The 26,255-nt window shown below is 41.7% G+C and carries 20 protein-coding genes; 12 read left to right on the top strand and 8 right to left on the bottom strand.

Going from position 1 to position 26,255, the window contains the following annotated elements:
* Nucleotides 1-13: 13 nt before the first annotated feature.
* The 3 genes from QZ407_RS09010 (at nt 14) to QZ407_RS09000 (ending at nt 2,031) form a co-directional block, all read left to right on the top strand.
* Entirely contained in the window at nt 14-559 is a 546-nt protein-coding gene (locus QZ407_RS09010; RefSeq protein WP_295769964.1) for a hypothetical protein, read from the top strand.
* A gap of 118 nt (nt 560-677) precedes the next feature.
* Entirely contained in the window at nt 678-1,223 is a 546-nt protein-coding gene (locus tag QZ407_RS09005) for a peroxiredoxin (protein WP_295769962.1), read from the top strand.
* A gap of 223 nt (nt 1,224-1,446) precedes the next feature.
* Complete coding sequence (locus QZ407_RS09000) at nt 1,447-2,031, top strand: carboxymuconolactone decarboxylase family protein (protein ID WP_157542433.1); 585 nt, start codon at nt 1,447-1,449, stop codon at nt 2,029-2,031.
* Between the two features lie 242 nt (nt 2,032-2,273).
* On the opposite strand, the gene QZ407_RS08995 is transcribed toward QZ407_RS09000, so the two are convergent.
* Genes QZ407_RS08995 through QZ407_RS08980 form a run of 4 tightly spaced genes read right to left on the bottom strand, consistent with a single transcriptional unit; the run spans nt 2,274 to nt 6,912 of the window.
* A complete protein-coding gene (locus tag QZ407_RS08995) occupies nt 2,274-3,821 on the bottom strand; it encodes a DHA2 family efflux MFS transporter permease subunit (protein WP_295769960.1) in 1,548 nt (515 codons plus the stop codon).
* Between the two features lie 5 nt (nt 3,822-3,826).
* The gene (locus tag QZ407_RS08990) at nt 3,827-4,888 is read right to left on the bottom strand and encodes an HlyD family secretion protein (protein ID WP_295769958.1); all 1,062 of its coding nucleotides are present in this window, start codon (nt 4,886-4,888) and stop codon (nt 3,827-3,829) included.
* Nucleotides 4,889-4,913: 25 nt separating this feature from the next.
* Nucleotides 4,914-6,281 carry a TolC family protein gene (locus QZ407_RS08985; protein WP_295769956.1) on the bottom strand — a complete coding sequence of 456 codons (1,368 nt, stop codon included), beginning with the start codon at nt 6,279-6,281 and terminating at the stop codon, nt 4,914-4,916.
* On the bottom strand, nt 6,265-6,912 hold the full coding sequence (locus QZ407_RS08980; protein ID WP_295769954.1) for a TetR/AcrR family transcriptional regulator: 648 nt from the start codon (nt 6,910-6,912) through the stop codon (nt 6,265-6,267). Before QZ407_RS08980 ends, QZ407_RS08985 begins: the two co-directional genes overlap by 17 nt.
* A 287-nt stretch (nt 6,913-7,199) precedes the next feature.
* Here QZ407_RS08980 and QZ407_RS08975 point away from each other — a divergent pair, with 287 nt between their 5' ends.
* The 7 genes from QZ407_RS08975 to QZ407_RS08945 all read left to right on the top strand — a co-directional run bounded on the left by QZ407_RS08975 (nt 7,200) and on the right by QZ407_RS08945 (nt 16,330).
* Nucleotides 7,200-9,659, top strand: coding sequence for a PIG-L family deacetylase (locus QZ407_RS08975; RefSeq protein WP_295769952.1), 2,460 nt, complete (start codon nt 7,200-7,202; stop codon nt 9,657-9,659).
* Nucleotides 9,660-9,803: 144 nt separating this feature from the next.
* Nucleotides 9,804-10,346 carry a hypothetical protein gene (locus tag QZ407_RS08970; protein WP_295769950.1) on the top strand — a complete coding sequence of 181 codons (543 nt, stop codon included), beginning with the start codon at nt 9,804-9,806 and terminating at the stop codon, nt 10,344-10,346.
* On the top strand, nt 10,347-11,201 hold the full coding sequence (locus QZ407_RS08965) for an ABC transporter ATP-binding protein (RefSeq protein ID WP_295769948.1): 855 nt from the start codon (nt 10,347-10,349) through the stop codon (nt 11,199-11,201).
* Entirely contained in the window at nt 11,198-12,031 is an 834-nt protein-coding gene (locus QZ407_RS08960; protein ID WP_295769945.1) for an ABC transporter permease, read from the top strand. The genes QZ407_RS08965 and QZ407_RS08960 overlap by 4 nt, the downstream gene beginning before the upstream one ends.
* Entirely contained in the window at nt 12,031-12,687 is a 657-nt protein-coding gene (locus QZ407_RS08955) for a hypothetical protein (protein ID WP_295769943.1), read from the top strand. Before QZ407_RS08960 ends, QZ407_RS08955 begins: the two co-directional genes overlap by 1 nt.
* A gap of 173 nt (nt 12,688-12,860) precedes the next feature.
* A complete protein-coding gene (locus QZ407_RS08950) occupies nt 12,861-15,317 on the top strand; it encodes a prolyl oligopeptidase family serine peptidase (RefSeq protein WP_295769940.1) in 2,457 nt (818 codons plus the stop codon).
* A gap of 59 nt (nt 15,318-15,376) precedes the next feature.
* The gene (locus QZ407_RS08945) at nt 15,377-16,330 is read left to right on the top strand and encodes a tryptophan 2,3-dioxygenase family protein (protein WP_295769938.1); all 954 of its coding nucleotides are present in this window, start codon (nt 15,377-15,379) and stop codon (nt 16,328-16,330) included.
* Nucleotides 16,331-16,400: 70 nt separating this feature from the next.
* Here the strand turns inward: QZ407_RS08945 and QZ407_RS08940 are convergent, their stop codons facing one another.
* The gene (locus tag QZ407_RS08940; RefSeq protein WP_295769936.1) at nt 16,401-18,527 is read right to left on the bottom strand and encodes an LruC domain-containing protein; all 2,127 of its coding nucleotides are present in this window, start codon (nt 18,525-18,527) and stop codon (nt 16,401-16,403) included.
* A 101-nt stretch (nt 18,528-18,628) separates the two neighbouring features.
* Complete coding sequence (locus QZ407_RS08935; protein ID WP_295769934.1) at nt 18,629-20,782, bottom strand: LruC domain-containing protein; 2,154 nt, start codon at nt 20,780-20,782, stop codon at nt 18,629-18,631.
* A 773-nt stretch (nt 20,783-21,555) separates the two neighbouring features.
* Between QZ407_RS08935 and QZ407_RS08930 the strand changes: the two genes are divergently transcribed.
* Nucleotides 21,556-22,590, top strand: coding sequence for a hypothetical protein (locus QZ407_RS08930; protein ID WP_295769933.1), 1,035 nt, complete (start codon nt 21,556-21,558; stop codon nt 22,588-22,590).
* 12 nt (nt 22,591-22,602) lie between these two features.
* Here QZ407_RS08930 and QZ407_RS08925 read toward each other — a convergent pair whose 3' ends face one another.
* Nucleotides 22,603-24,297: a M56 family metallopeptidase gene (locus tag QZ407_RS08925; RefSeq protein WP_295769930.1), complete on the bottom strand. Its 1,695-nt coding sequence runs from the start codon at nt 24,295-24,297 to the stop codon at nt 22,603-22,605.
* Between the two features lie 15 nt (nt 24,298-24,312).
* Nucleotides 24,313-24,684, bottom strand: a complete 372-nt coding sequence (locus tag QZ407_RS08920) for a BlaI/MecI/CopY family transcriptional regulator (RefSeq protein WP_295769928.1) — start codon at nt 24,682-24,684, stop codon at nt 24,313-24,315.
* A 152-nt stretch (nt 24,685-24,836) separates the two neighbouring features.
* On the opposite strand from QZ407_RS08920, the gene QZ407_RS08915 reads away from it, so the two are divergent.
* Nucleotides 24,837-26,240: an MBL fold metallo-hydrolase gene (locus tag QZ407_RS08915; RefSeq protein ID WP_295769926.1), complete on the top strand. Its 1,404-nt coding sequence runs from the start codon at nt 24,837-24,839 to the stop codon at nt 26,238-26,240.
* Nucleotides 26,241-26,255: the final 15 nt, after the last annotated feature.

Here is a 26,255-nt window from a genome sequence, read left to right as displayed (position 1 = left end):
TGTTAGCTACTCAATGCGCTCATCTATTCTTTTTTGGCTGCTCACAGTTTGGTTTAGCTTCATTTACACGTTTACGTTTGCTCAGGCCCGAAACAGTATTGGTATTGGTGCCGGGCTAAGTCAACCCTTGGCACATGGCTATAAACCCGGGCGCGACCGCATTTTGCAAGTTAATTTTTTTGCCCGTAATAAAATTGCGGCGATGACGGTAGTTGGCCTTGAAGGAATTAAAAAAAGCGGCGAGCCGGAAACCAATACGGCATTTGTAAATGTTTCGGCAAAATACTATTTAGGCTATTCAATAGCGGCTTTTGCCGGGCCATCTTTATATGTTAAAGGAAATGACAAAGGTGTAGTTGGCCCGGGTGCAAGCCTTGGTTTAGCTTATGACTGGCCGTTTGACACTTACAGCAGTGTTGAGTTTTCATTACGTACAGATGTGCTGCCCAAGTACCTTGAAACTCCAGCCTTAGTTGGGTTAAGAGTAGCTTATAAGTTTAGTTTCAAGAAAAGACGAGGCAAATACCGTGTGCCCGAAGACGATGATTTATTAAGATAAATTCAGTTTATATCTTTATAAATGCAGCATAGATAAAAGCTATAAGCCATAAATTATTAGAATAAAATGAACTGCTAATTTGATGTATATTTGTGAACATTATAACAAAACATACATTATGATAACAGTTGGTGAAAAATTTCCTTCGTTCAATAAAAAAGCAGTAGTTAGCATTGAAAAAGGCAAAGAGTTTGAAGAAATCACTTCAGATTTTCTTGTTAACGATGATAACGTTTGGACAGTAATGTTTTGGTGGCCAAAAGACTTTACTTTTGTATGTCCTACCGAAATTGCTGAATTTAACAAAGCATACGGTGAGTTCCGTGATCGTGATGCACGTTTAATTGGCGCTTCTACTGATTCTGAATTTGTTCACGCTGCATGGAGAAGAGATCACGAAGATTTACGTGACCTTAAATTCCCTATGTTAGCTGATACTTCAAAATCTTTAGCTGAAGACTTAGGCATTTTAGAACCTACAGAAAAAATTGCTTACCGTGCTACTTTTATCGTTGATCCAACCGGCGTTGTACGTTGGGTATGTGTTAACGACCTGAACGTTGGCCGTAATGTTAAAGAAGTATTGCGCGTACTTGATGGTTTACAAACTGACGAACTTTGCCCATGTAACTGGGAAAAAGGTCAGGAAACTTTAACTGTATAAATTACCACATAATACAATCCCCGTGACTTAACTTTTACGGGGATTGTTGTTTTTGGTCGGGAGCAAATGTACTCCCACTTGTCATTTCGACCATCGGAAGAAATCCTGCTAGAGCGGACCTGTTTTGCATAATGAACAAGATTTCTCTCTATCGTCCGAAATGACATGTTTTATTAATGGGAATGGATTAACTATTCCTTACATCACCTAAAAAAATAATACCATGAGCGAAAGCACCGAAGTAATACAAGAACTACTGCAAAGCGTTGCAGTTGATAAAGACTACCGTACCGAAAGTTTAACCCTGCTGGAGAAAGGCGAATCACGCTACCTGCGCGATTTAAAGCTGAACTTAAGCAGTACACTTACCTCTGAGCATTTAAGCACCAAAGAATGTGCTTTAATTGCTTTAAGCACTGCTATTAACAATAACAACAAGCCACTTACCATTTACTTTACTAAGTATGCTGAAGAGCAGGGTGCTACCGCTGCTGAAACAGGAGAGGCTGCAGGCTGTGCATCATTATTGGCATCAAACAATATATTTTACCGTTTCCGTCATTTTACGCAAAAGGAAAAGTATACCCAGATACCTGCACGTATACGTATGCAGCTAATGATGAAGCCCGTGACCGGTAAAGAGTTTTTCGAGTTGATGAGCTTAGCCATTTCGGCTGTTAATGGTTGTGAAATGTGTGTAAATGCCCATGAAGACTCATTAATTAAATTAGGAACTACCGAAGAGCGTATTTTTGACGCTGTACGTATATCCTCATTAGTAACCTCAGCAGGCAAAATAATTTTCTAACAAAAATGTTACGTAATAAAAAGGGGTGGTTCACACAGTGAAACCACCCCTTCTTTAATTCTATCGTTAAATACGCTTGTTTTTAATTAAAAGTAAAGCTATATTTATAACCAAGATTAAACGTTCTTTTAGCGGGCTATCTGCTTCAACCAGGTTAGCAAGCTTTGAGAATAAACAAACAACAATTTAATTGTTTTTTTAAGCCGTTCTGCATGACTCCAGAACGGCTTTTATTTTTCCTCTTAGTGAGCGTCGGCAACCGGCTTTAAGTTCTTTTTAAACGGCTGCAAATACAGTAACGGTATTGAAAACAGCATCACCAGCCCGGTAAGCCAATAGGCGTCATCATACGTAAGCAACATAGCCTGTTTAGTTATTGTGCCTTCCATAGCCGCATAAGCCATTTTAGTAGCATCTAACATACTTTTGCCATGTGCCATAAAGTTATGAATCATACCCTGCAGGCGTTCGTTAAAAGCTGGGTTATATTCGTTTATGTTAACCAAAAGATTGTTGCGGTGCCCTTGCTGCCTTATGTGTATAATAGTTGTTAAGGCTGCAATACCAAACGAACCGCCTAACTGACGCATCATATTATTCAAACCTGCACCCTGCCCAATCTCAGCACCTTTAAGGTCTGATATTGCCAGTGTAGTTAACGGTACAAATAGTAACGCCATACCTACACCGCGGATAGCCAACGGTATAAAAAAGTCGCCCTCACCGGTTTGCAGGGTAGAGTTGCTTAGCATATGCGTAAACACAAAGAACAGGAACATACCTACAGTAGCCATAAATTGCGCCGGCACACCTTTATTAAGCATTTTACCCACAAATGGCATCATTACAATGGTAAATAATCCACCTGGGAATAAAAGCTCACCGGTTTGCTGTGCTGAAAAGCCTAGCAACGCCTGACAAAATATAGGGAACACAAACACAGATCCGTATAAACCAAAGCCTAAAATAAAGGAGGTAAACATACCTATGGCAAAGCTACGGTGCCGCATGATGCCAAAATTTACTATAGGGTGGTCGGTTGTGAGCTCGCGCCATATGAATAGTAACACACCTACTACTGATGTTGCAGTTAATGCGGTTATGTATGGTGTTGCAAACCAATCTTCTGATTCACCTTTTTCCAAAATGGTTTGCAAACTACCCACAGCAACGGCAAGTAATAAAATACCCCACCAGTCAATAGGCTTATCGCGCCCGGTGCGTGGGGTTTTACGCACATACATTATGGTGAATATAGCTGCAAGTATACCTACTGGAATATTAACATAAAATATCCATGGCCATGAGTAATGATCGGTTATATAGCCACCAATGGTTGGGCCCACTGTTGGGCCTACTACGGCACCTAAACCAAATAACGCAGTTGCGGTGCCCACCTGCTCGCGTGGCCAGGTTTCAAGCAATATAGCTTGTGAGGTTGATATTAGGCCACCGCCGGCCATACCCTGCAAAATTCGGAATATAACCAGCTCAGCCAAACTGGTTGCATTACCACATAAGAATGAGGCAATGGTAAATATAACAATAGAGGCTAAAAAGTAATTTTTTCGCCCAAAAAAACTACCCAGCCAACCCGACATAGGCAGAATAATTACGTTAGCTACGGCATAGCCTGTGGTAATCCAGGCCACATCTTCTAATGTGGCACCAAGGTTACCTTGTATGGTTGGCAAGGATACGTTTACAATAGTGGTATCAATTAGCTCCAATAACGAAGCTGTAATTACCGTAATGGTAATGATCCACTTTTTAAATCCTACTTCGGCCATTTTAATTAGTCTTTAATAGAAACCGATACGTTTACGCTCATACCAGCGCGCAGCTTGTCTAAAGTTTCTTTGTTAGCATTGATTTTTATTTTTACCGGTACACGCTGAACTACTTTTACAAAGTTACCGGTAGCGTTATCTGGTGGCAGAAGTGAAAAGCGTGCGCCTGTAGCGGGTGAAAAGTTATACACCGAACCTTCCAGCTCAAGATCAGGGAATGCGTCAACCTCAACTTTAACCTTTTGGCCGTTACGCAAGTGCTCCAACTGAGTTTCTTTAAAGTTGGCAGTAATATATAAGCTATTGTCATTAACTACCGAAAACAAGGTTTGACCTGCTTGTACTAACTGACCAATTTGCACGCTCTTTTTAGAGGTAATGCCACTGGCAGGAGCATTAATAGTAGTATAGCTTAACTGTAGCTTGGCAAAGTCAACATCAGCCTGGCGGGCATCAACGCCTGTATTGGTAACCTTTAATTGTTTGCGTGTTGTGTTAACCTGCTCTTGTGCTGCCTTATACTGGTCTTGCGCTGCTTTATAGTTAGCACGGGCAACATCCAGGTCAGACTTTGCCTGATCAAATTGCTGCTGGGTAATTGAACCATCTTTTACCAGGTTAGCATAGCGGGCATAATCCTTCTGAGTTTTCTCCAGCTTTGAAGCTGCAGACGTTACTTCAGCTTTAGCGCTTGCCGAGTTAGCTTGCGTAGTAAAAATTTGTGATTGGCCAACACCAACGTTAGCACCTGCACCTTGCTGGGCAGCCTGTGCCTGCTCTAATTTAACCTTGTAATCGCGGTCGTCAATTTTAACCAGTTCCTGGCCTTTGTTTACGTGTTGGTTATCTTCAAAAAATATGCTGTCAACATATCCGCCTACACGTGCCACAACCGGGCTTATATCAGCATCAATCTGAGCATCATCTGTATCCTCGTGCTTACTTGCATAAATGTATTCTTTTATGCCAAATATTGCGCCACCAATGAGTACGATGGCTAATATAATAGGAATAACCTTATTAGGTTTCTTTTTCTCTTCCTGTTGTATTTCTTGTTCTTGTGCCATTTTGTTATTGCGTTGTAGAGTGTTATTACTTAGTAAGTTTTCCGGTTGCTTTTAAAAGATTGTAGTAGGCTAGCCCGGCATCGGCCTTGGCCAGTTCCAGATTAATTTGCGCCTGGTAGAGTAGGGTCTCGGCATCGGCACGGTCGGTAGCTGATGCTGTACTGTTTGCATATTTTGACGTTAATATGCGGTTGTTTTCATTTGCCTGCGCTATTGATGTTTCAAGCAGCTTTATTTTGTCAACTGCCTTCACATAGTTTTGATAGCTCTGGTTAACCTCGTTCTTAATGTTATCGGTTATAATACCTTTATTAATCACGGTTTCCTCGCGCTGAATGCGGGCTTCGTTAACCTTGTTTTTGTTAGTCCATAATGAGCCAAAGTTCCATGATAGTGCTAAACCTGCAGTAAGCGGAGTGATATATTTACCATTGTTAGGCAGCGGATTGGCCGATGCGTTAACATAATATAAACCTGCAGTTGCAGCCAGGGTTGGCAACTTTTCGGCCTGAATATTTTTGATGTTTACATCAGCATATTTGGTGCGCAAATCCTGCTGCTTCAGTTCCTCGCGAATTGCAAGGGCGCTGTCGCGGTAGCTTTGCAAAGGAGCAACCGTGCGTTGTGCAACCGGAATTTGCGACACGTTTAATTGTGTTTCATCAGGCAGGCCCAATAATATGTTAAGGTTGTAGTTGATTACCTTACGGTTGTTTTCCAAATCAATACCGTTCAGTTCAATGTTTGAGCGCTGTAGTTGGAAACGCAATACATCATTTTTAGTAACCAGGCCTTGTTCAAAAAAACGCTGCGCCTGGTGTATTTGCTGATCTATTGACTTAATGCTTTGTTCAACCACGCTTTTGCTTTGTACAACACGGTACAAATCGTAGTAAGCATTTACAATGTTGTAAGCAATTTGCTCGCGGTCTTTTTCTACATCAAGCTTGGCAACATTAACCAGTAAGTCGGTTGATTCTTTGGCGTAGCGAAAACGTCCGCCGCCATAGATAACCTCTTCAACTGATACGATGCCCAGGTTAGCATTGGCGCTTTTAGGGAGGCTTAATGATTCCTGACCAAGATTCAGCGTGTTTGCAGGTATTTGTGCCCTGCTATACATAAAGCTTGCCGATGCAGTTGGCAATGCCTTGTCTTTAGCCTGGTTATACTGTGATACCGCCTGATCAATTTTTGATTGCGACAGTTTCAACGTTTTACTGTTTTCGAGGCCCAGCTTAATGGCTTCCTCCAGCGTTAACGTCCTTTCCTGAGCGTATGCTGTACTGCCAAACAGCATGCCCGTTGCAGCGGCTAAAATACCCAAACGTACCAATTTGGGCACCCGCTTAAAGGCGTAAGTGATAGTGGTTGTATTATTTAGCGTTGTCATGTTCTGTAAGTAAATATGCTTTTAACAGTTTTTTGAGGTATTCGGTAACCCGTGGTTTCAACTTATCAACCATGTTTTGTGGATCTTGCGTATCATAACCCAGCATTAATGATGATATATGTGATGCGTTAACGATTTGAGCTTTAACGCCAAAAACCGTGGCAACTACCATTTCGGTATCAATGTCATTTTTAAACTCTCCGCGTTCGATGCCTTCATGCAAAATTTTCCTGAATTCAATTACATTTTGCATAATCATATCGGTAATCTTATCAGCAAGTTCACCCGTGCGACGTACGGCCAACTCCTGATGCACTACCTTTTGAAAACAGTTATTGCTAAATACACGGTTGATGTAAGCTTCAACGTATTCGCTCACCTTTTGCCATGAGCTCATGTTTTCATTGTTGCCTATACCTTGAATAAGGCTGTGGAAGGTTGATGTGCGGCGTTCAAACAATGAAAGCAACAACCCCTCTTTTGAACCGAAGTAGTAATTAAGCATGGCCATATTAACACCGGCTTCGCCCGAGATTAATCGGGTTGAAGCGCCATCGAAACCATGTTCTGAAAATACCCTTTCGGCTACATCCAGTATGTGATCTCTTTTATCAGTCTTTTCTTTTTCCATTACTTTTTTGATGGCACAAATTTAATCAAACGATTGATTAATATATTCCATTTTTGTAATGCATTTGTAAAATGGTTATTAAGGCTTTAATTGGCTACGTTAAAGGAGTTAGGATTTTAAAATGTAAATAGAAATTTTTCTAATTTGTTTTTAATAAGTTGCAAGAGGATTGTAATGCCTTTTATTGTGAATACTTCTTTACGGATGTAAGCCCATCATTTGGCAATTAGCATTATAAAGTGATATTTGTACATTACGTACCGGTGTATTACAATTGCCATCTTTTTATGAAAATTTTAACAAGCCTTTTTACTGCGTTAATTGCTACTACTGCCTTGTTTGCACAAACCGCGCCCCCTGCCGATTTAAGTACCATTAAACAACAGCTTAAAAAGCTGAACGTGCTTGGGAGTGTACTTTACATAGCGGCCCACCCCGACGATGAGAACACGCGCTTGTTAGCTTACCTGGCTCAAGAGAAAGGCTACCGCACCGGCTACCTTGCCTTAACCCGAGGAGACGGCGGTCAAAACCTGATTGGCAATGAGCAGGCCGAGCTATTGGGATTAATACGTACGCAGGAATTACTGGCTGCCCGCCGGGTGGATGGCGCAGAGCAGTTTTTTAGCCGCGCAAATGATTTTGGCTTTAGCAAGGGACCTGATGAAACATTAAAAATTTGGGACCGCAACAAAATACTGGGCGATATGGTATGGGTTATACGCCAGTTTAAGCCCGATGTAATGATTTGCCGCTTTCCAACCACTGGCGAGGGCGGACACGGGCATCATACCTCATCGGCTATATTAGCGCAGGAAGCTTTTAGTGCAGCGGCCGATGCAAAGCGCTACCCCGAACAACTTAAGTATGTGCAACCGTGGCAGGCCAAACGCCTGATGTGGAACACCTTTAATTTTGGCAGTACCAATACTACCTCGCCCGATCAGTTTAAGATTGATGTGGGCGTGTATAACCCGGTTTTAGGCAAAGGCTATGGCGAAATTGCTGCCGAAAGTCGTTCAAACCATAAATCGCAAGGGTTTGGTTCGGCCCGTCAACGCGGACAATCATACGAATATTTTAAAAACCTTTTGGGCGATGCTCCTAAAGAAGGGTTACTTGATGGCACTAACACTACCTGGAAAAAAATTAAAGGCGGCGAGGACATTGAAAAAAATGTAGCAGCTATTGTAAAAGACTTTAATGCTGATGCCCCTGAGAAATCAGTTCCCGAATTAATAAAGCTCAGAACGAAGATTGAAAAAGTGGATGATTACTATTGGCGCACGCTTAAACTAACGGAACTTGACAATTTAATAGCATCATGTGCCGGGCTATGGTTTGAAAGCTACGCCGCCGAAGCAGCATACGCCCTTGGAGACAGCATTGCTGTCCGGTCGCAAGTGCTTAGCCGTTATGGCAACGACATAAAACTGCAAAGCCTAAGCATTCAGAACAACTCACAAACGTTTACAAGCAATGCACAGGTTATACAAGCCAATGAGCTAAAAACATATAATCAAATGGCTGTTGCTAACAAAATTACGCAACCTTACTGGCTTAATGCTCCACATGGCATTGGCACCTATACACTACCCAACAACGAGGTTGCCGGTAATCCCGAAAACCCTGATGCTTTAAGCGTTTCGTACACCTTTGAAATTGCTGGTAAATCAATTCAATATAATCGTAAGCTGGTTTATAAATATGTAGATCCGGTACGTGGCGAGCTTTACCAACCCATTGAAATAGCTCCGCCCGTTACCGCAACAATAAGCAACAAAGTATACGTTTACAGCACAAAACAATCACAAACGCTACAGGTAAAGCTCAAAAGCTTTATAAATGGCAATGGCAGCATCAGCATTAAACCTGTAGCCGGCTGGCAAATAAGCCCCACCAAAATATTTTTTAATAATAAAAAGAAGGGAGATGAATGGACTGCCAAATTCATTATAACCCCGCAAACAAACGCATCCAACGGCACCGCCGAAGCAGTTGTGAACGTAAACGGCAAAAACTACGGCTACGGTTTGCAACGCATACAATACGAGCACATTCCTAACATAAGCTTGTTTCCACCAGCTCAAGCTAAACTGGTTAACATTGATCTTAAAACGGTGGGTAAAAGAATTGGCTACATTAACGGGGCCGGAGATTTTGTTGCTCAAAGCCTTACACAGATTGGCTATGATGTTCACATACTTACCGAGAACGAAATAATGAATGGCGACCTTTCGGTTTACGATGCTATAATTACCGGCGTGCGTGCCTATAACGTTGATGAGCGCCTGGCTTTTGAGCAACCTAAACTAATGGAATATGTGAAAAACGGAGGCAATTTGGTAGTGCAGTATAATAACCCGGCAGGGTTGGCAACGCAACAGCTGGGCCCCTACCCTTTTCGTCCGGTTAATGAGCGTGTAACTGATGAGCTTGCTAAAATCACCGTTACCAATCCTCAAAGCGCTTTGTTAAACTATCCTAACAAAATAACTCAAGCTGATTTTGATGGTTGGGTACAGGAGCGTGGCCTCTACTTTGTAAGTGCTGTTGCACCAGAGTATCAAACAGTTTTTGAAATAAATGATGCTGGCGAAACACCTAAAAGCGGATCATTAATAACCGCAAATTATGGTAAGGGACGTTATGTGTATACATCCTTGGCATTTTTCAGGCAACTACCTGCAGGTGTACCTGGTGCCTATCGTTTATTCGTCAATCTGCTAAGTCAGCCTAAAAAGTAAGGTGAGTAATACAATTTCGCGTATTCCAAGCTATGCTCTGTACATCTGCTATAAAATGTTTTCGTAGTTGCAACAACTCAACTTTTGTTTAATCAATATATATTACTTGTGTTAATTAATCGTTAAAGTATCTTTACAACCGTAATGAATTTAATAACGCTGCCAAAACAACCCAATACCATTATTTCATTTTGGAATGTTGGGGCGCTGCTGTATTATTCAACCATTCTGTTTTTTATAGAGACGCTTTTTTACTGGAACAAATTCAAAGCAGCATATGCTGCCGAAGCTATGCTTATTAGTATCTTTTGGCTCGGTAGCGTGATATTTGCTTTCAGCCATATATTTATGGTGGTGATGGATGGTTGGTCGCGTTTTCAAAACTACAAGCGTATAAAAGATTATCTATTTATACATGGCTTTACACCTAAAATTGCCCGCTTGTATAAGGGTTCAAAGTGCCAGCGCACTGCGTTTTTAGTGGCCGCCCGCGAACTGGGTATGGAAGATGAGGTACTAAGATATTACCGCCGGTTAGGCATTAAGTGGTATCACTTCATACCTCACTTTATGATTAAAGATCCTTTCTTTTTATTTAAAAAATATTTTTGGTCGCGTACGTTCATGGAAAAGCATTATGAGCCAAAATTTAACTACCGGGATTTGTCTGCCGGATTACCTGCGTAAATGCTCGAAGCCATTCATTTAAGTAAATCTTATTCATCAGGCAAAGCACTTGATGATGTATCAATACAAATGCTGCCGGGCCAGGTATGTGGTTTACTTGGGCGCAACGGGGCAGGTAAAACCACGCTGTTTCGTATCCTTTGCGGCCTAATCAAGCCAGATTCGGGTAAGCTAATTATGGCATCGCAACGCAACAAGCCGGTTGGCGGCATTATTGAACGCCCCGGTTTATATCCATATCTTAACGCTTACGACAATATTAAACTATTTGCCGGCATACAAGGCGCACCGGCAAACAAAGAGGCTATCCATCAAAGCCTGTTAAAAGTTGGGCTACCTGTTGATCGCAAAGACCCTGTCCGCAACTTTTCATTAGGAATGAAGCAGCGCCTGGGCATAGCTATTGCCCTGCTCAATGACCCCGAATACCTGGTGCTTGATGAACCTTTTTCGGGCTTAGACCCTATTGGGGTTACGGCGTTAATCAACCTGATAACTGATTTAGCCATAAAGGAAAATATATCAATCCTACTCTCATCGCACCTCATGGGCGAACTTACCAAGTGCTGCAACTACCTGTATGTAATGGATAAGGGACGGCTGGTAAATCAAGGCACCACTGCACAGCTTATTAGCCATCATATTCATAATTTTAACATTACGGCTCAAAACATTGCCTCATCGGTAGTGCTGCACAAATACAGCCCTACCCTTGGCATTAACGGAGCAAGCATTATATGTAACGCCGGTGAAATACCAGCTTTGCTTAACCAGCTGCTGGCCGAGGGCATATTAGTAACTTCATGTACACCCGAGCTGTCTTTAGAACAACTGGTTAACACTCCGCTGCTATGATAAAACAGTTGTTATATGCCGAGTTTATTAAAATAGTAAAGCAAAGTAAAACCTACTATGCATTGGTGGCTATTGCCGTTATTGAACTGCTTATATTCATCACCGCCTACTACCAGGGCAGCACCATATTAGATTTGTTGTTAAACACCCTGCGGCAAAACTTTTACTTTGAAGGCTCCTTGCTTAACGGGAATCTGATTTTGTATATCGTACTTAATTCATTGTGGTTTAACGTGCCGCTCATACTGATGATTGTTACCTCGGGCTTACTAACTGATGAGCACAAGGATGGCACCCTGCAAACCGTAATGCTGCAAGCTGTAAACAAATGGAAATTTATACTGGCAAAATATATAACCGCTGCCATATTTACCTTAATGGTAATTGGGTTTATGATGCTGAGCAGCTTTGCGCTTGCCTATGCGGTTTTCGGCAGCGGTGACCTGGTAGTGTACATTGGTACACTCAACTTTTTTGAAGCAAAGGAAGCATTTAATCGCATATGCTGGGCATTTGCATCGGGCAGTATAGCCATGATATTCTACAGCACGGCCAGCATTACCATTGCCATTTTTGTAAAAGAAGCTGCCAAAACCTGGATTGCATCGGCACTGTTTTTAATAATTACCAATTTGCTATTAAAAGCTGATTTTTTACCCGCTGGGCTTAACAGTTTTTTCTTCCCAAAGCTAATTGATACCTGGCAGCAGCTGTTTAACTATAAAATTGACTGGCAACAAATTGGCTTAAATAACTTTATGCTGCTGTTATACTGCTTTGGCTTTGCCGCATTGGGAATTTTTGCATTTCGAAAAAAGGATATTGGATAATGAAGAGGTTGCTTTTATTAGCTTTTACATTACTAACCACCACATTGGTATATGCCCAAAAGGTTGATGCCGATTTGTTACGCATTAAGCAACGTATGGATTCGGTTGCTAAGTTTACCGCTACCGTAACCCTTAATTTAGATGTTCCGTTTATACAAATGCCTACCAAAAAAGCACAGGTGAGTTATGCTAAAGGAAAGCGCATGCAATTTACATCAAAGGATTTTGTGATGCTACCTAAACGTGGGTTGGATTTCTCTTTATCAGAAATTTTCAAGTATCCGTTTATTACGGTAGACCGTGGTACCGAAAAACGTAATGGTAAAGCGTTGAAAATACTAAACGTTATTCCTACTGATGCAAAATCTGATTTGGTATTGGTTACCCTCTACATGGACACTAAAGCAGCACGTATTATGGAATCGGAAGTTAACACCCGCAAAGACGGATCGTACTCTTTGATAATGCAGTATGATGCAGCCAGGGATATACTGCCCGATTATGTGGAAGCTGCCTTTGCTATCGAGAAGCTCAAAATACCGTTTAACTTTATGGGTAAGGATACCAAAATTGACCGTAAGAAAATGCGCGGCATGGATACCAAGACTGGTAAAATTAAAATGAAGATGAGCGATTACAAAATTACGCTCCACTAATTTCCCGTTACGTTTACAATTTCAAACTCGCTTCCTACTTGAAGTGTTGATTTGTTTAACTTAAGCCGGCATTTGGATAGCTGCCTTTGTAAAAATAGTATTAGAAACTATCTTTTACTCTTGCAGCACTTATATTTAGCATAACTATTAACTGCTAAATATCATCCATAAGAATGAAAAAAATTTTTACACTCTTACTCATTTCGGCTGCAACGGGGGCTTATGCTCAAAAGCTAGAAAAACTCACCATTGAAAAAATAATGAGCGATTCCAAATGGATGGGCACCTCGCCCGATGCCATTAGATGGAGCGACGACAGCAAGAAAATATACTTTAACTGGAATCCTGAGGCTGCTGATCATACGAGCCTGTACGCCATTACTACCGGAAACACGAAACCTCAAAAGGTTGACCTGGCAGAACGCAAAGCCCTTACCAACGGTGGCACATGGAATAAAAACCATACCCGGAAACTATTTGAACAAGGCGGTGACATTTTTTTAAGCGATTTAAAAACAGGCAAAGTTACATCGCTTGCCCTAACTACCGATAGGGAAAGCAATCCAACGTTTAGTACTGATGAAAGCAAAGTGCTTTTTATGCGGGGTGATAACCTGTTTTCGCTTAACTTAAATAGTGGCGAGTTACGCCAGTTAACCAACTTTATTCGCACTATGGCCGGTGCAACGCCGGTAGCCGCAGCGAGCTTTGGTCAAAGAGGCGGTGGTGGCCGTCAGGGAGGTGGGGTAGCTTCAGGGTTTAACCCTCGCCAGGGTGCAGCAACGGGTGGTAACCAGCAAGAAGCATGGTTGCGCAACCAGCAAACCGAACTTTTTGAAGTAATACGAGAAAAAGCCAAAGATGACAAGTATAATACAGCAGAGCGTAAAGCTTTACAAGGAAAGGCATTAAAGACCATACCAATTGGTGAGCAATCACTAAGCTTTGTACAGCAAAGCCCTGATGGCCGTTATATTACTTACCGACTAATTAAGGCGGCCGATGGTGCCAAAACAACCATTGTACCCAGTTATGTAACAGCATCGGGCTACACCGAAGATATTCCCAACCGTACCAAGGTGGGTGCACCTATGTCAACATCGCAATCTTTTGTGTTTGATACGCAGCGCGATACCGTATACGCAATATCAACCAAAGAAATTCCAGGTATAAAAGATATGCCTGACTATGTGATGGATTACCCTAAACAACTGGAAGACCGCACCAAACGCAATGAAGACCGCAATGTAGTTATACAAGGCCCCAACTGGAGCCCTAATGGGCAATATGCCGTTGCTATTGTAACTGCGCAGGACAATAAAGACCGCTGGATTATGAAGCTTGACCCAGCCACAGGCAAACTTTCTCCACTTGATCGTCAGCGTGATGAAGCCTGGATTGGCGGCCCCGGAATAAGCGGTGGCGGTTTTGTAAGCGGCAACACAGGATGGCTTAACAATACACAATTTTATTTCCAAAGCGAGGCCAGCGGTTACTCGCACATTTACGTGGTTGATGTTGTTACAGGTACAAAAAAACAGTTAACAAGCGGTAAGTGGGAAGTATCAGACCTGCATTTATCTAACGATAAAAAGTGGTTTTATTTTACAGGTAATGTGGAACACCCCGGCATAAGCCATTACTACCGGGTACCTGTTAATGGTGGCAGTTTGGTTAAGCTTACCAGTATGAAGGGCGGCAATGAGGTAGAATTATCACCCGATGAAAAGTGGTTGGCCATTCGTTACTCCTATTCAAATAAACCTTGGGAGCTTTATTTACAACCTAATAAACCGGGTGCTAAGGCAGTACAAATTACAAACTCAACCAGTACTGAATTTAAATCATACCCATGGCGCGATCCTGAAATGGTCACGTTTAAAAATCGTTACGGTAAAGATGTTTATGCCCGCGTATATGCACCTAAAACGCCGCATCAGTCAAAGCCTGCCGTGGTATTTGTGCATGGCGCCGGTTACCTGCAAAATATACATTACTGGTGGAGCCAGTACTATCATGAATATATGTTTCATAACCTGCTTGCCGATAATGGCTACACGGTTATTGATATAGACTACACCGGCAGCGCCGGCTACGGGCGCGATTGGCGTACAGGCATATACCGCCACATGGGTGGCAAAGACCTTGACGACCAGGTTGACGGTGTAAAGTTCCTGGTTGAAAAGTATGGCGTTAATCCTAAGAACGTAGGACTGTACGGTGGCTCATACGGTGGCTTTATAACGCTAATGGCCATGTTTACCCAACCCGATGTATTTGCTGCCGGGGCGGGTTTGCGCTCAGTAACTGATTGGGCACATTACAACCATGGCTATACCGCTAACATTTTAAACGAGCCATTTAATGACGAAAAAGCTTACCGTGCAAGCTCACCCATTTATTTTGCCAATGGCTTGAAAGGCCGTTTATTAATGGCGCATGGTATGGTTGACGTTAACGTAAACTACCAGGATATTATACGTTTAACGCAAAAACTAATAGAACTTCATAAAGAGAACTGGGAACTGGCCTCATACCCCGTAGAAGACCACGGGTTTGTACAGCCAAGCAGCTGGACGGATGAGTATAAACGTATATATAAATTATTTGAAGAGACTTTAAAAAGATAACAAAATAACCCCGCCTACCAAGCGGGGTTATTTTTGCTCATTAGTTTTAACTTTGTTTAATGCAACTCACCCCCGAAATACAGGAGCGATTAGCGCAGCTACAACAAAAGTATGAGGCCATGGGACAGGATATGAACTCCTATCTTGATGGTTTGCTATATGCCGATTTTTTAACGTATTGGGATTACATTAACCTTGATACGTTGCTCAGCCTGCAAAAGCCCAAAACGCCTTTTCCGGATGAGGAAATATTTATCATCTATCACCAGATAACCGAATTATATTTCAAACTGGCGTTAAATGAGTGTGAGCAGATAGCCAATCACGAAAACCTTACCGTAGAGTTTTTTACTGCCCGCTTAAAACGTATTAACCGTTATTTTGAGGCGCTGACCAACTCTTTTGAGATTATGGTAGATGGCATGGAAAAAGAGCAGTTTCTCAAATTCCGGATGTCATTGTTACCGGCCAGCGGTTTCCAATCGGGGCAGTACCGGATGATTGAAATTTATGCCACTGATTTTATAAACCTTGTAGCAAAAGATAAGCGTGAAGAATTGCGCGGTACATCTATCGAAGAGCAATTTAACCACATATACTGGAAATTTGGTGCAACCGAACTATCAACCGGTAAGCAAACGCTTACGCTTAAACAGTTTGAGAAAAAGTACGCTAAAAGATTTACAGAGCTGGGTAAGGAGCGGATCAACACAAACTTTTATGCCCTTTACCGTAAAATGCTCGAACAAGGCAATGCCACCCCGGCACTACAGGCCGAATTACGCCAGCTTGATGTGAACGTAAACGTAAACTGGCCGTTGTCGCATTATAAATCAGCAGTGCGTTACCTGCACCGCGAGCCTGAGGAAATCAGCGCTACAGGCGGTACCAACTGGCAAAAGTACCTGCCGCCGCGTTTTCAAAGAAGGATATTTTACCCAATGGTATGGTCGGCCGAGCAAGTTGAGGAATGGGGAAAAGCCTGGGTATATAAGGTATTGAACGAGGAATAGTATAAACGAGAAAGGCGGCCCCATCGCGGTGCCGCCTTTCGTTATTACACAATACTATTTAAAACTGTTATTACTTATTATAAATTTTAGAAACATCGCGGTAACCGCTTGCAGTGTTGCTGTACCAGTCGGTATAGTTTGCACCGCCCGATGAAGCCCAGTCGCCAAAGCGCAGGTAAGCCTCATTAATTGGTTGCAACTCAAACGGATGGCTAAACGAACCACCGAAGCTTATAGCCCATGGCCAGTTTTCACCTGATACATAATACTTATTGCTTGTAGGAACTGAGGTATCATCATCAGTACCAAATAACGCTTTGTTAGCCTTGTCGGTTGGCGCAAAACCCGGTAAGTGAATTTCATATCCACGACGCATATCGCTGATTAGGAACGGATTGAATGCTGATACTTGCAAAGTTGAAGAAGGAACAGGAGAAGCAAAGGTTACTTTTACCGAAGCTGTGCTGCTGGTCACTTTGTCTTTATTAGCTAATACGTTGATGAAGAATGCACCATCAGGGTTTTTAATCAAAGCCTCGTGGTTGTCAAAAGGAATAATTACCGCTTTAGACTGGCCGGCTTCAACACCGTTGCTTGCCATGGTAAGGTAATTGCTTATAGCTTTTTGACCGGTTACCGAAGTAACTGCTGAAGCAGCAACCGGCAATTGTACACCAAAACCATTTTTGAATGATGCACCCGATGCAGCTACGCTGTAATCACCCTGCATATCAACCACCTGGTTGCTGGCGTTGCTGGTGAAAGTATAACGGTAGCTAACCACTAAGTCGTTCAAATCATAATCACCTTTTTTAGGCCAGTTGTCTTCAAAAGCAATGTTGGCATAACCATTTTGTGATGGATAGTAGCTGATGTAAGCACGTGTTGCATCGTTAGGGAAAGCGTCATGAGTGTCTTGTACGCCATCACCATCACTATCGCCGCCTTTGTCAACAGTTGGTACACCATCAGTTGAAATTGAGCTGGCCACGCTGGTAGTGGTGTAAAACACAAGGTCGTTAAAGTCTTCGTCAGAAACATAACCATTTACGTTGCTGCTTGAAGATTGACGGTTACAGTCTTCAAATCCGGTGATAAACACTTTGTTTATGTCGTCATATAGAGTAACAGTGTGTTTTCTTAATGAGGCATTGCTTTCAGGGTTGTAAGATGCATCGGTAGAGAATTTCTGACCGCCGGTGCTTACTGAGCTACCGGTCCATGCATCCTGCATTAATACGAATGCGATAGAAGTACCTGCAGGAAAATTACCCAGCTTCACTTTGTCGCCCGCTTTTAAACCACCGCCTGAGCCATAAGCCGAAGCGTTAGGGAATACGTAAGTAACCTTATCAATACCACCCAATAAAGTACCTGCCGAAGTAAATACCGGAGGATTACCTGTTGGATAGGTATAGTAAGCTAATGCGCTTTGATAACCGGCACCTTCTGCAACAAACGTTACAAATACATCGGTTGCTTTGGTTACGTTAATGGTTGATACAGCAGTACTGGCCAGATATTCAGGATGCAGGTTTTGCACCTTGCTACCTTCAGGTAATGATGCATTGATGAATGAAAGCATTGAAGCACTGATCACATCAGGTGTGCCTTCCAGGTAAACCGGACGACCTAAGTTTCTAGGATAAGTGGTTGTGTTTACAAACGCCGTAGAAGAAGAATAAGAGCCGGGATAAACATAATCGGTAGCTAATAAACCAGTGTTGTTTTTAGATGAGGCCGATCCTGTAGCAGTTGAGTTAATGGCATCGGCAATAACATCACCACCAAAGCCGTCTTTACCACCTAATACCGCGTTAACTGTATTGCTTGATGAAATTGCAACCTGAGCATTGCGCATAACACCCAAATAAGCAGGGTCAATAACCAATTTAGTGGTTGATGATGGCACGGTAACAATGCCTTGCAGTACACCAGCACTGTTAGTAACGCCTTTAAATACGGTTACACCTGCGGTGTTGTTTACGCTTACCACAATACCTGCCAAGGGCTGATCATTGTTGGTTTTAAGTGCAACATTCAGGCTCACATTTTTAGTGGTGCTGAAGTTAAAACCGTCTGGTGCAATTTTGTTAGCCGGAGTTACCGGCCCTTCATCGGTTGGGTTGTTGTCTTTTTTACAGGCTGATAGAGCTACTACACCTGCTAAAAGCGCATAAGTAAAAATTGATTTCATTGTATTTATTTGATATTAGTTAATAAATGCTTGGTTGTTAAAAGCCGCTTAATTGACTCGGCAGGCAATGTGGTAAATCATTTAAGCTGCTTATCTTCATATTATTTTGTAAAAATCCCCTGTGCGTAACGGTAACCGCTTGATAAATTGCTATACCAATCGGCGTGGGTGTTACCTCCTGAGGTTGCCCAGGTGTTGAAGTTTAAGTAAGCTTTGCTTATCATTATTTTTTCAACGGGGTAGCTGAAGGCGCCGTTTACCATGATGGCGAAGGGCTTGTTTTCCAGCGTTACATAGTATTTGCCATTTACCGGAACAGTTGCATCATCGCCAGTATCAAATAAGGCTGTGTTTGCTTTGTCTGTTGGTTTGTAGCCAGGCAAGTGCACCTCCGCACCTCTTTTTTGGTCGCATATAATGAAGTGGTTCAGCGATGATACATTTAAAGAGGTAAGATCAACCGGTGCACTAAAGTTGACCACAACATTTACTGGGTTACATACTACTTTGGCAGTACCCGGAACGGTATTCATAAAGTTTGCACTTTTACCGGGAGGCACCAGCGAGTGATTATTATCAAACGGGATGATAACTGCTTTGGCTTGCCCCGCTTCAACGCCGTTAGCTGCCATGTTTAGATACGAACCCGTAATTTTTTGACCTGTTACCGAGCTTACACCGGTTGCGTTAACAGGCAACTGTATGCCAAAGCCATTTTGAAACGTACCGCCCGATGCCAACACATTGTAATCACCTTTAAGCGTAACCACCTTATTTGTTGCGCTTACTTCGTAGGTGTAACGATAGCTTACAACAAGATCGTTCATGTCATAATCGCCTTTGCTTGGCCATTGATCTTCAAAAGCTAAAGTACCGGTAGTACCTTTTGAAGGGTAAAAGCTGGTATAAGCGCGGGCAGCATCATTAGGGAATTCATCCTGCGCATCCTGCACACCATCACCATCGGTGTCGCCGCCGCGGTCAATAGTGGCAACGCCTGTTGTAGAGATTGCACCTGCAACCGACGATGAACTGTAAATCACCAGGTCATTAAAGTCGTTATCAGAGGTTGTTCCGGTACGGTCAATGTCTTCAAAACTCGAAATGAATTTTTTGTGCACATCATCATAAAGCAAAATGGATTGCTTTTTAGCACCAGGATTGTAAGTATCGTTTGAGTAAAATTTGGTATTACCTGCAGCTACATCGCTACCGTTCCAGCCATCCTTCACCATAATAAAGGCAATAGTGGTACCTGCGGCAAAGTTGCCCAGCTTTACTTTATCGCCCTGCTTTAAGCCGCCGCCCGAGCCATTGGCCGAAGCATTCGGAAAAATCCAGGTTACTTTATCAATACCACCTAATACCGGTAGCAAACTTGCGCCAACGCTTGGTGCTGTTCCTGTTGGATAGGTATAATAACCTAAAGTGTTTTTTTGTGCAGCACCTTCTGATACAAAGGTTACATACACATCTGTTTTAGCGGTAACGTTAAGTGTTGATGTAACTGCACTATTTAAATAACCCGGATGAGTTGATGTTAGAGGTTGATTTTCGGGTAACGAAGCATTAATGTATGAAAGCAAAGAGGCGTCAAGCACATCTCCGCTTGCTTCCATGTAAACCGGCCTGCCAAGTGCCTTTGGATAAGTAGCCGTATTGGTAATTGCTGTAGTAGCTGTATAAGTGCCTGGGTAAGCAAAGGTGGTTGCAATTAAGCCGTTAGTTTGGTATCCTGATGTTTTGTAAGACAACGCTCTGACATCGGTTGCTGCAGGACTGAATGAAATTTGTTCGGCCACAATGTTACCACTGTAACCATCTTTACCGCCAATAGTAGCTGTAACGGTATTACTTGCCGAAATAACAGCCTCCGCATCACGTATTAAACCTATGTACGCCGGATCAATAATTAAAGAACCAACAGATGCCGCAACGGTTACCGAGCCTTGTAAGTTGCCAGCCTTATCAGTAACGCCTTTAAATATAGCCTCACGCTTTTCATCAGTTGGTAAGTATAAGCTAACAATTACACCGGCCAGTGGGGCATCATTATTAGTACGTAATGCTAAATTGAATTTAACATCTTTTGTGGTTTTAAAGTTAAAGCCTTCAACATAGGGAATCTCAGGTGTGACCGCAATTGGCACTTCTTCTTGTGTGGCAGGCTTCGTTTCTTCAAACAAACCATCCTTTTTACAAGCAGAAAACGTAACCAACCCAGCTAAAAGAATAGGGGTAAAATTTCTTTTCATAAAGTTTAATCAATAGTCTAACTCAATCAGGGTATCTGTTTTGGGCAGGACGTAGCAATCCCGTTTGCATCTTAGGGGCGATACATTTGGGTTACAGAATACCAAGAATAACTCTCTTGAAATTTTGTTAAACACCCTGCTTTTACACAGCTGGGTTAATTATTAATTGCCGGCGTTGGTAATCAACTTGAGGGTTTATACGCCAATAGTTTTTAATATGTTTCAGATTTATAATAAATATTTCTACAAATGATAAAATATTCACAATAACTACAACGAAAAAAATTTTTAAGATTAAAACAATTTAGGGGTACTCATTTTACTACTACTCTTAAATGTTATAACATTTAATTTACAGCATGTTACAGTAGACGAATCTTCACTTAAAATAAAATTATGAAATATTTCTTCCATTTCAAGCCTCAAACAACCCGTCGAAATTGTTTCTTAAAGAGAAATTAATAAAGATTTCGCGTATTTATTACTTCAATCTAACATTTATATTCTAACACAAAATGCTCTATAATATGGGTTATAGTTTATTATACCCACTAAAAATATATGTTTAAACTTTAAATTGTAAAGAAAATTTACTTTAACTTAAACACACAAACGGAGTATCAGTATCTTTCAAAATAATTAAGCTTATGACAAGCATAAAATTTATAATTTTATAGCTCACCGCAGTTGTACTGAATAGTGCAGCTTTACACTACCGAAGCTTTAAAGCCGGTGCCTGCAAACCACAGGATAATTTGGCGCTTAAGCAGCTTATGAAAAAAATTGTACACATCACACCTACGTTACCTCCTGCAATTAACGGACTTGGAGACTTTTCTTACTTGATGGCTCAAACAACAAAGGAGCTTATTGACGCCGAAATTGTATTCGCTGTAAATGAGATACCGCCGGGTAATCTGGAATTTAAAGTAATTGGCTTTAATGCCAGTAATTTGTACAACAAAGTGTTTGAGCAGCGTCCGGATGTGGTGGTAATACACTTTGTAATCTACGCGTATCAAAAGAAGGGGCTACCGTTTTACATGCCAAAAGTGGTTAAGCAACTTAAAATAACGCTGGGTTGCAAAATATTGGTATACTTCCACGAATTGTATGCCGTAACAACAAATGTTCTTTCGTCAGCGTTCTTCATATTTCCGTTGCAAAAAATAATAGTACGCCAGTTATACAACCTTGCCGATCAAACATTTACCAATTGTGTTTATTATAAAACCCGTTTATCAAATGCACTTGGGGGCAAGCCTAATAATGTAATAATAACTGGCTTATACTCTAATATTCCCGAATCTTACTATGATCATAACATAGCTAAAGATGAAGGTTGCATGGTTATTTTTGGTTCGGCAACATCACGTAGTAATATATACGCAAGCACACATTTTACAAGTGTGATAGAAAAGCTTGGTGTAAAAACCATTTATGATATTGGCGCAGGCGATATGAATTATGATACACCTGGCGTGCTATTTAAAAAGCTAGGCAAATTGCCGGCTGAAGATATTGCTGGCTATTTAAATAAGGCAACTTACGGAGCCATTGAATACCCTATACGTTTTTTAGGGAAATCAGGAATACAATCGGCTTATGCGGCATTTGAGGTTATACCTGTTAATTTCAACGAGCTTGACCAGCCGCTTTTGGACGGATTAACGCGCGATGTAGATTACTTTGACTATAATTCACCTTTACCTATAGCAAACAAGCAAGCCGTTCGTGATAAGTTAAAAGAGTGGTACAGCCAGCGTAACAGGATGGCTGTGACCAAAAAAATTGTAGAACACTTTTAGTGATAATTATACTTACTGCCTTTTAACGGTAGTAATTGCCACAACGCCATTTTGGTCAAATTTTACACCAAATTGCTTGGCCGATTCTTCAGTTTTAAAAACCTGGATTTTCTCTATGCTTTTTGCGTCAAGTGCTTTTACCTTATCAACGGTTACATCTTTTCCGTCTATAATAAAATGAGGTGACTTGCCACCAGCCGTACCATTAAACGTATAAACCATGGTTTTTTCAGTAGCCGCGTTAGCCATTGTTTTGGTAGAATCAAAAGTAGCGCCAGCAGTCCTTACATTTGAAAACCTGTGAAACGTTACACTCTGTATACGCTTTGCTGTATCAGCCCCACTTTCATTACCGTTTACAAACATTACAGGCACGGTGTACTGCACGTTAACCTTATGTCCGTTTTGCTCTCCCGGAATCCAGCGCGGAGATGAACTTACAACGCGTACAGCCTCTGCCGCAAGTGCAGAATTGGTTACGCGCAATGCTTGTACGTTTGATAAATTTCCATCCTTTTTAACAACAAATGTAACGTTTACCCGTCCCTGCTGGTTATTGGGATTGTGCAGGTTTTGCTTTAAAAATGCAATGAAGCCAGAGACTCCGCCTACAAAGTTGGGCAGCTTTTCAACTGATGTAAACACTTCGTTATTTTCACTGGTTTTGGCACTATCTATGTTTGATGAGGCGAGTTCATGAGATACCGGTTCATCTTTTACCAGCAAATTATCGTTCACTTTAAATGCCGGTGTATTTACGGTAAGCTCCTCTTGTTGGGGTTTCTTAACCGTAAGTTCCTCAATTTGTACGGGTGTACCGCTTATAATATTTGCGGGAGCATCAAAAACCTCTAAAGCTTCGCTTTGTATTTTTTTAACCACCTTACTGTTGTTTATAGTGGCGGATGATAAGGCAAGCATCAATGCAAACAGCGGTGCCGAAAAGCCATACTTAATTAAGGCTGTATAACCCGACTTATTTTTCTGCAGCATTTTTATCCGCTCTTTAAGCACGCTGTTGCTAAAAAAGGGATTTAAAAGATGGTGAGCAGGATTATTAAAGGTTTGGTTAAGCAACAACATAGCATACTCGGCCTTGCCGGTTCCGGCTTTAATGGCATCGCGGTCGGCTATAAATTCGTGCGTTTGCTTTATGAACCTGCGGTACAAATACATTACCGGATTGAACCAGTTAATGATCATAAATATTTCGATAAGCAACACATCGGCCGAGTGCCATTGCTTTGCATGTACATTTTCATGAGCCATAATGGCATCCTGGCCATGTATGCTTTCATCAACCTTAATTTTCCCAAAAAACGACCATGGTGCTGCTAGTTGATCACTTTTAATAATTTGACTTAGTGCACTTAACTGCCAAACCAACTTAAATGTTAGTACAATTATGCCGGCTATATATATCATACCAGCAACTTCACCCAGGGTAAGGCGATCAGGCTGGGCATTAAAAACGTATACAGCATCCGCAGTACCGCTATATATGGTTTGATGTACCTTTTGGGTAATAAACCAGCTTTGAACTACATCCAGATGTATTACCGGAATCAAAAACGATAACAATGCCGACCCTACAAGGTAAACGCGGTTAAGCTGGAAAAACGTTTCGCGCTGAAGCAATAAAGCGTAAAAGCCGAAGAACAGGATGAGATACAGGTTGCTGAGCAACAGGTAGTGCCACCAGGTCATAAGCAAACAATTTTATTATTTATCTTTGAGTTTTTCTATCAGTTTCATTATCTCGTCGGCTTCCTTCACATCAATCTTTTCCTTTTGCACAAAAAACGAGAACATGCGCTTTACCGAATTATCGAAATACCCGGTAAGCAATTTATCAGAGGCAAAGTTCTGGTATTCATCTTTGCTTATAAGTGGATAATACTCATGACTTTTGCCATAAGCTGTATGGCCAACAAATCCTTTGGTCTCTAAAATTCTTATAATTGTTGATACCGTATTATAGGCCGGCTTGGGTTCAGGTAAATGCTCAATTACCTCCTTAACGTAGCCTTTTTTTATTTGCCAAAGCACATGCATAAGTTGTTCTTCTGCACGGGTTAGCTCTTTTATTTCCATAATTTCAAACACTTAAGTAAACGGCAGCAATACAAACCGCTTGTAAACAATATTTAAAGCTACAACTAATTCATTAGTCGGTCAAACTTTTTTTGGCTCTTGCAGAACATTTAGCACAACATGTAAGTTCAATTCGTACCAATTACTTACAAATGCATATAACATTTCATGGTGCCGCCCGCAATGTAACTGGCAGCAAACATATTGTTCAGCTTAATAACGGTACCAGCATACTGCTTGACTGTGGCATGTTTCAGGGCCTTGGTGAAAAAACCGAAGACATGAACGAGCACCTGGGTTTTAACCCGCGCAAGGTAAACTATATGATACTGTCGCACGCTCATATTGATCATTGCGGCTTAATTCCAAAATTAGTTGCCGAAGGCTATGATGGCCCTATATACTGTACCGCCCCTACCATGGAGCTAGCCCGTATTCTACTGCTCGACTCGGCCAAAATACAACAACAGGATACGGACTATATAAACCGCAAACGCAAAAAAAATAACGAGGCAGAACTGACGGCGCTTTACAACGAAGACCAGGCCAGGGAGGCCTTAGGGCTATTTAAGGTTGTAGAATACAATGAAGAAGTAGAAGTAACGCCAGAAATAAAATTTATGCTTACCGATGCAGGCCACGTAATAGGAAGCGCTGCCATACACCTTGCAATTACCGAAGAGGGTAAAACCACCAACATTACTTTTAGCGGGGATGTAGGCCGTTACGGAGACTTACTACTGCGTAACCCGCAAAAATTTCCGCAGGCTGATTATGTTATGCTTGAATCAACTTATGGTGATTCGCTTCACAAAGACCTTGGCCCTATTGAAGATTCGTTGCGCGATATAATTCACGAAACATGCATAGTACGAAAAGGAAAAGTTATTATACCTGCTTTTAGTGTAGGCCGTACACAAGAGCTACTTTATGCCTTAAATGCACTCGAATTACGGGGAGAATTACCCGATACACAGTATTATGTTGATAGTCCGTTGAGTTTGCAAGCTACACAGGTAATTAAAAACCACCCCGAAGAATATAATAAGCAAGTTAAGGAAGTAATGAAGGTTGATGCAGACCCGTTTGGTTTTAAAAACCTGCGCTTTGTTGAATCGACAGAAGAGTCAATGGCTTTAAATACCGATACGCGGCCATGTGTTATCATATCCTCATCTGGCATGGCCGAGGCCGGCCGGGTGAGGCATCATATTCGTAATAACATCAACAACTCAAAAAATACCATACTAATGGTTGGCTATGCCGAACCCAGCTCTTTGGGCGGTCATCTAATTCGTGGCGATAAGGATGTATTTATTTTTGGAGACAAGTATGAGGTGAAAGCCCAAGTTTGCGTAATTAAAAGTATGAGTGCACACGGCGACTATGAAGACTTGCTGCACTTTTTAAACTGCCAGGAAGCGGACAAAATCAAAAAGATATTTTTGGTGCACGGCGAGTATGATACCCAGCAAAAGTTTGCCGAAACCCTTGAGCAAAAGGGTTACAAAAACATTGAGATTCCGTACCAACACCAGCGTGCCGATCTTGACTGATACAGCTAAAAAGGC

It is taken from the genome of uncultured Mucilaginibacter sp. (assembly GCF_913773635.1).
Classification (GTDB): domain Bacteria; phylum Bacteroidota; class Bacteroidia; order Sphingobacteriales; family Sphingobacteriaceae; genus Mucilaginibacter.
Note: the sequence above shows the minus strand (reverse complement) of the source record. Positions and strands in the feature narration are given on the sequence as shown.

Coding starts and splice junctions, on each gene's coding strand:
- QZ407_RS08950 (WP_295769940.1), top strand. CDS start 12,861: ATGAAAAAAATTTTTACACTCTTACTCATTTCGGCTGCAACGGGGGCT.
- QZ407_RS08980 (WP_295769954.1), bottom strand. CDS start 6,912: ATGGAAAAAGAAAAGACTGATAAAAGAGATCACATACTGGATGTAGCC.
- QZ407_RS08985 (WP_295769956.1), bottom strand. CDS start 6,281: ATGACAACGCTAAATAATACAACCACTATCACTTACGCCTTTAAGCGG.
- QZ407_RS09005 (WP_295769962.1), top strand. CDS start 678: ATGATAACAGTTGGTGAAAAATTTCCTTCGTTCAATAAAAAAGCAGTA.
- QZ407_RS08975 (WP_295769952.1), top strand. CDS start 7,200: ATGAAAATTTTAACAAGCCTTTTTACTGCGTTAATTGCTACTACTGCC.
- QZ407_RS08990 (WP_295769958.1), bottom strand. CDS start 4,888: ATGGCACAAGAACAAGAAATACAACAGGAAGAGAAAAAGAAACCTAAT.
- QZ407_RS08915 (WP_295769926.1), top strand. CDS start 24,837: ATGCATATAACATTTCATGGTGCCGCCCGCAATGTAACTGGCAGCAAA.
- QZ407_RS09000 (WP_157542433.1), top strand. CDS start 1,447: ATGAGCGAAAGCACCGAAGTAATACAAGAACTACTGCAAAGCGTTGCA.
- QZ407_RS08995 (WP_295769960.1), bottom strand. CDS start 3,821: ATGGCCGAAGTAGGATTTAAAAAGTGGATCATTACCATTACGGTAATT.
- QZ407_RS08925 (WP_295769930.1), bottom strand. CDS start 24,297: ATGACCTGGTGGCACTACCTGTTGCTCAGCAACCTGTATCTCATCCTG.
- QZ407_RS08955 (WP_295769943.1), top strand. CDS start 12,031: ATGAAGAGGTTGCTTTTATTAGCTTTTACATTACTAACCACCACATTG.
- QZ407_RS08945 (WP_295769938.1), top strand. CDS start 15,377: ATGCAACTCACCCCCGAAATACAGGAGCGATTAGCGCAGCTACAACAA.
- QZ407_RS08930 (WP_295769933.1), top strand. CDS start 21,556: ATGAAAAAAATTGTACACATCACACCTACGTTACCTCCTGCAATTAAC.
- QZ407_RS08970 (WP_295769950.1), top strand. CDS start 9,804: ATGAATTTAATAACGCTGCCAAAACAACCCAATACCATTATTTCATTT.
- QZ407_RS08960 (WP_295769945.1), top strand. CDS start 11,198: ATGATAAAACAGTTGTTATATGCCGAGTTTATTAAAATAGTAAAGCAA.
- QZ407_RS08935 (WP_295769934.1), bottom strand. CDS start 20,782: ATGAAAAGAAATTTTACCCCTATTCTTTTAGCTGGGTTGGTTACGTTT.
- QZ407_RS09010 (WP_295769964.1), top strand. CDS start 14: ATGCGCTCATCTATTCTTTTTTGGCTGCTCACAGTTTGGTTTAGCTTC.
- QZ407_RS08965 (WP_295769948.1), top strand. CDS start 10,347: ATGCTCGAAGCCATTCATTTAAGTAAATCTTATTCATCAGGCAAAGCA.
- QZ407_RS08920 (WP_295769928.1), bottom strand. CDS start 24,684: ATGGAAATAAAAGAGCTAACCCGTGCAGAAGAACAACTTATGCATGTG.
- QZ407_RS08940 (WP_295769936.1), bottom strand. CDS start 18,527: ATGAAATCAATTTTTACTTATGCGCTTTTAGCAGGTGTAGTAGCTCTA.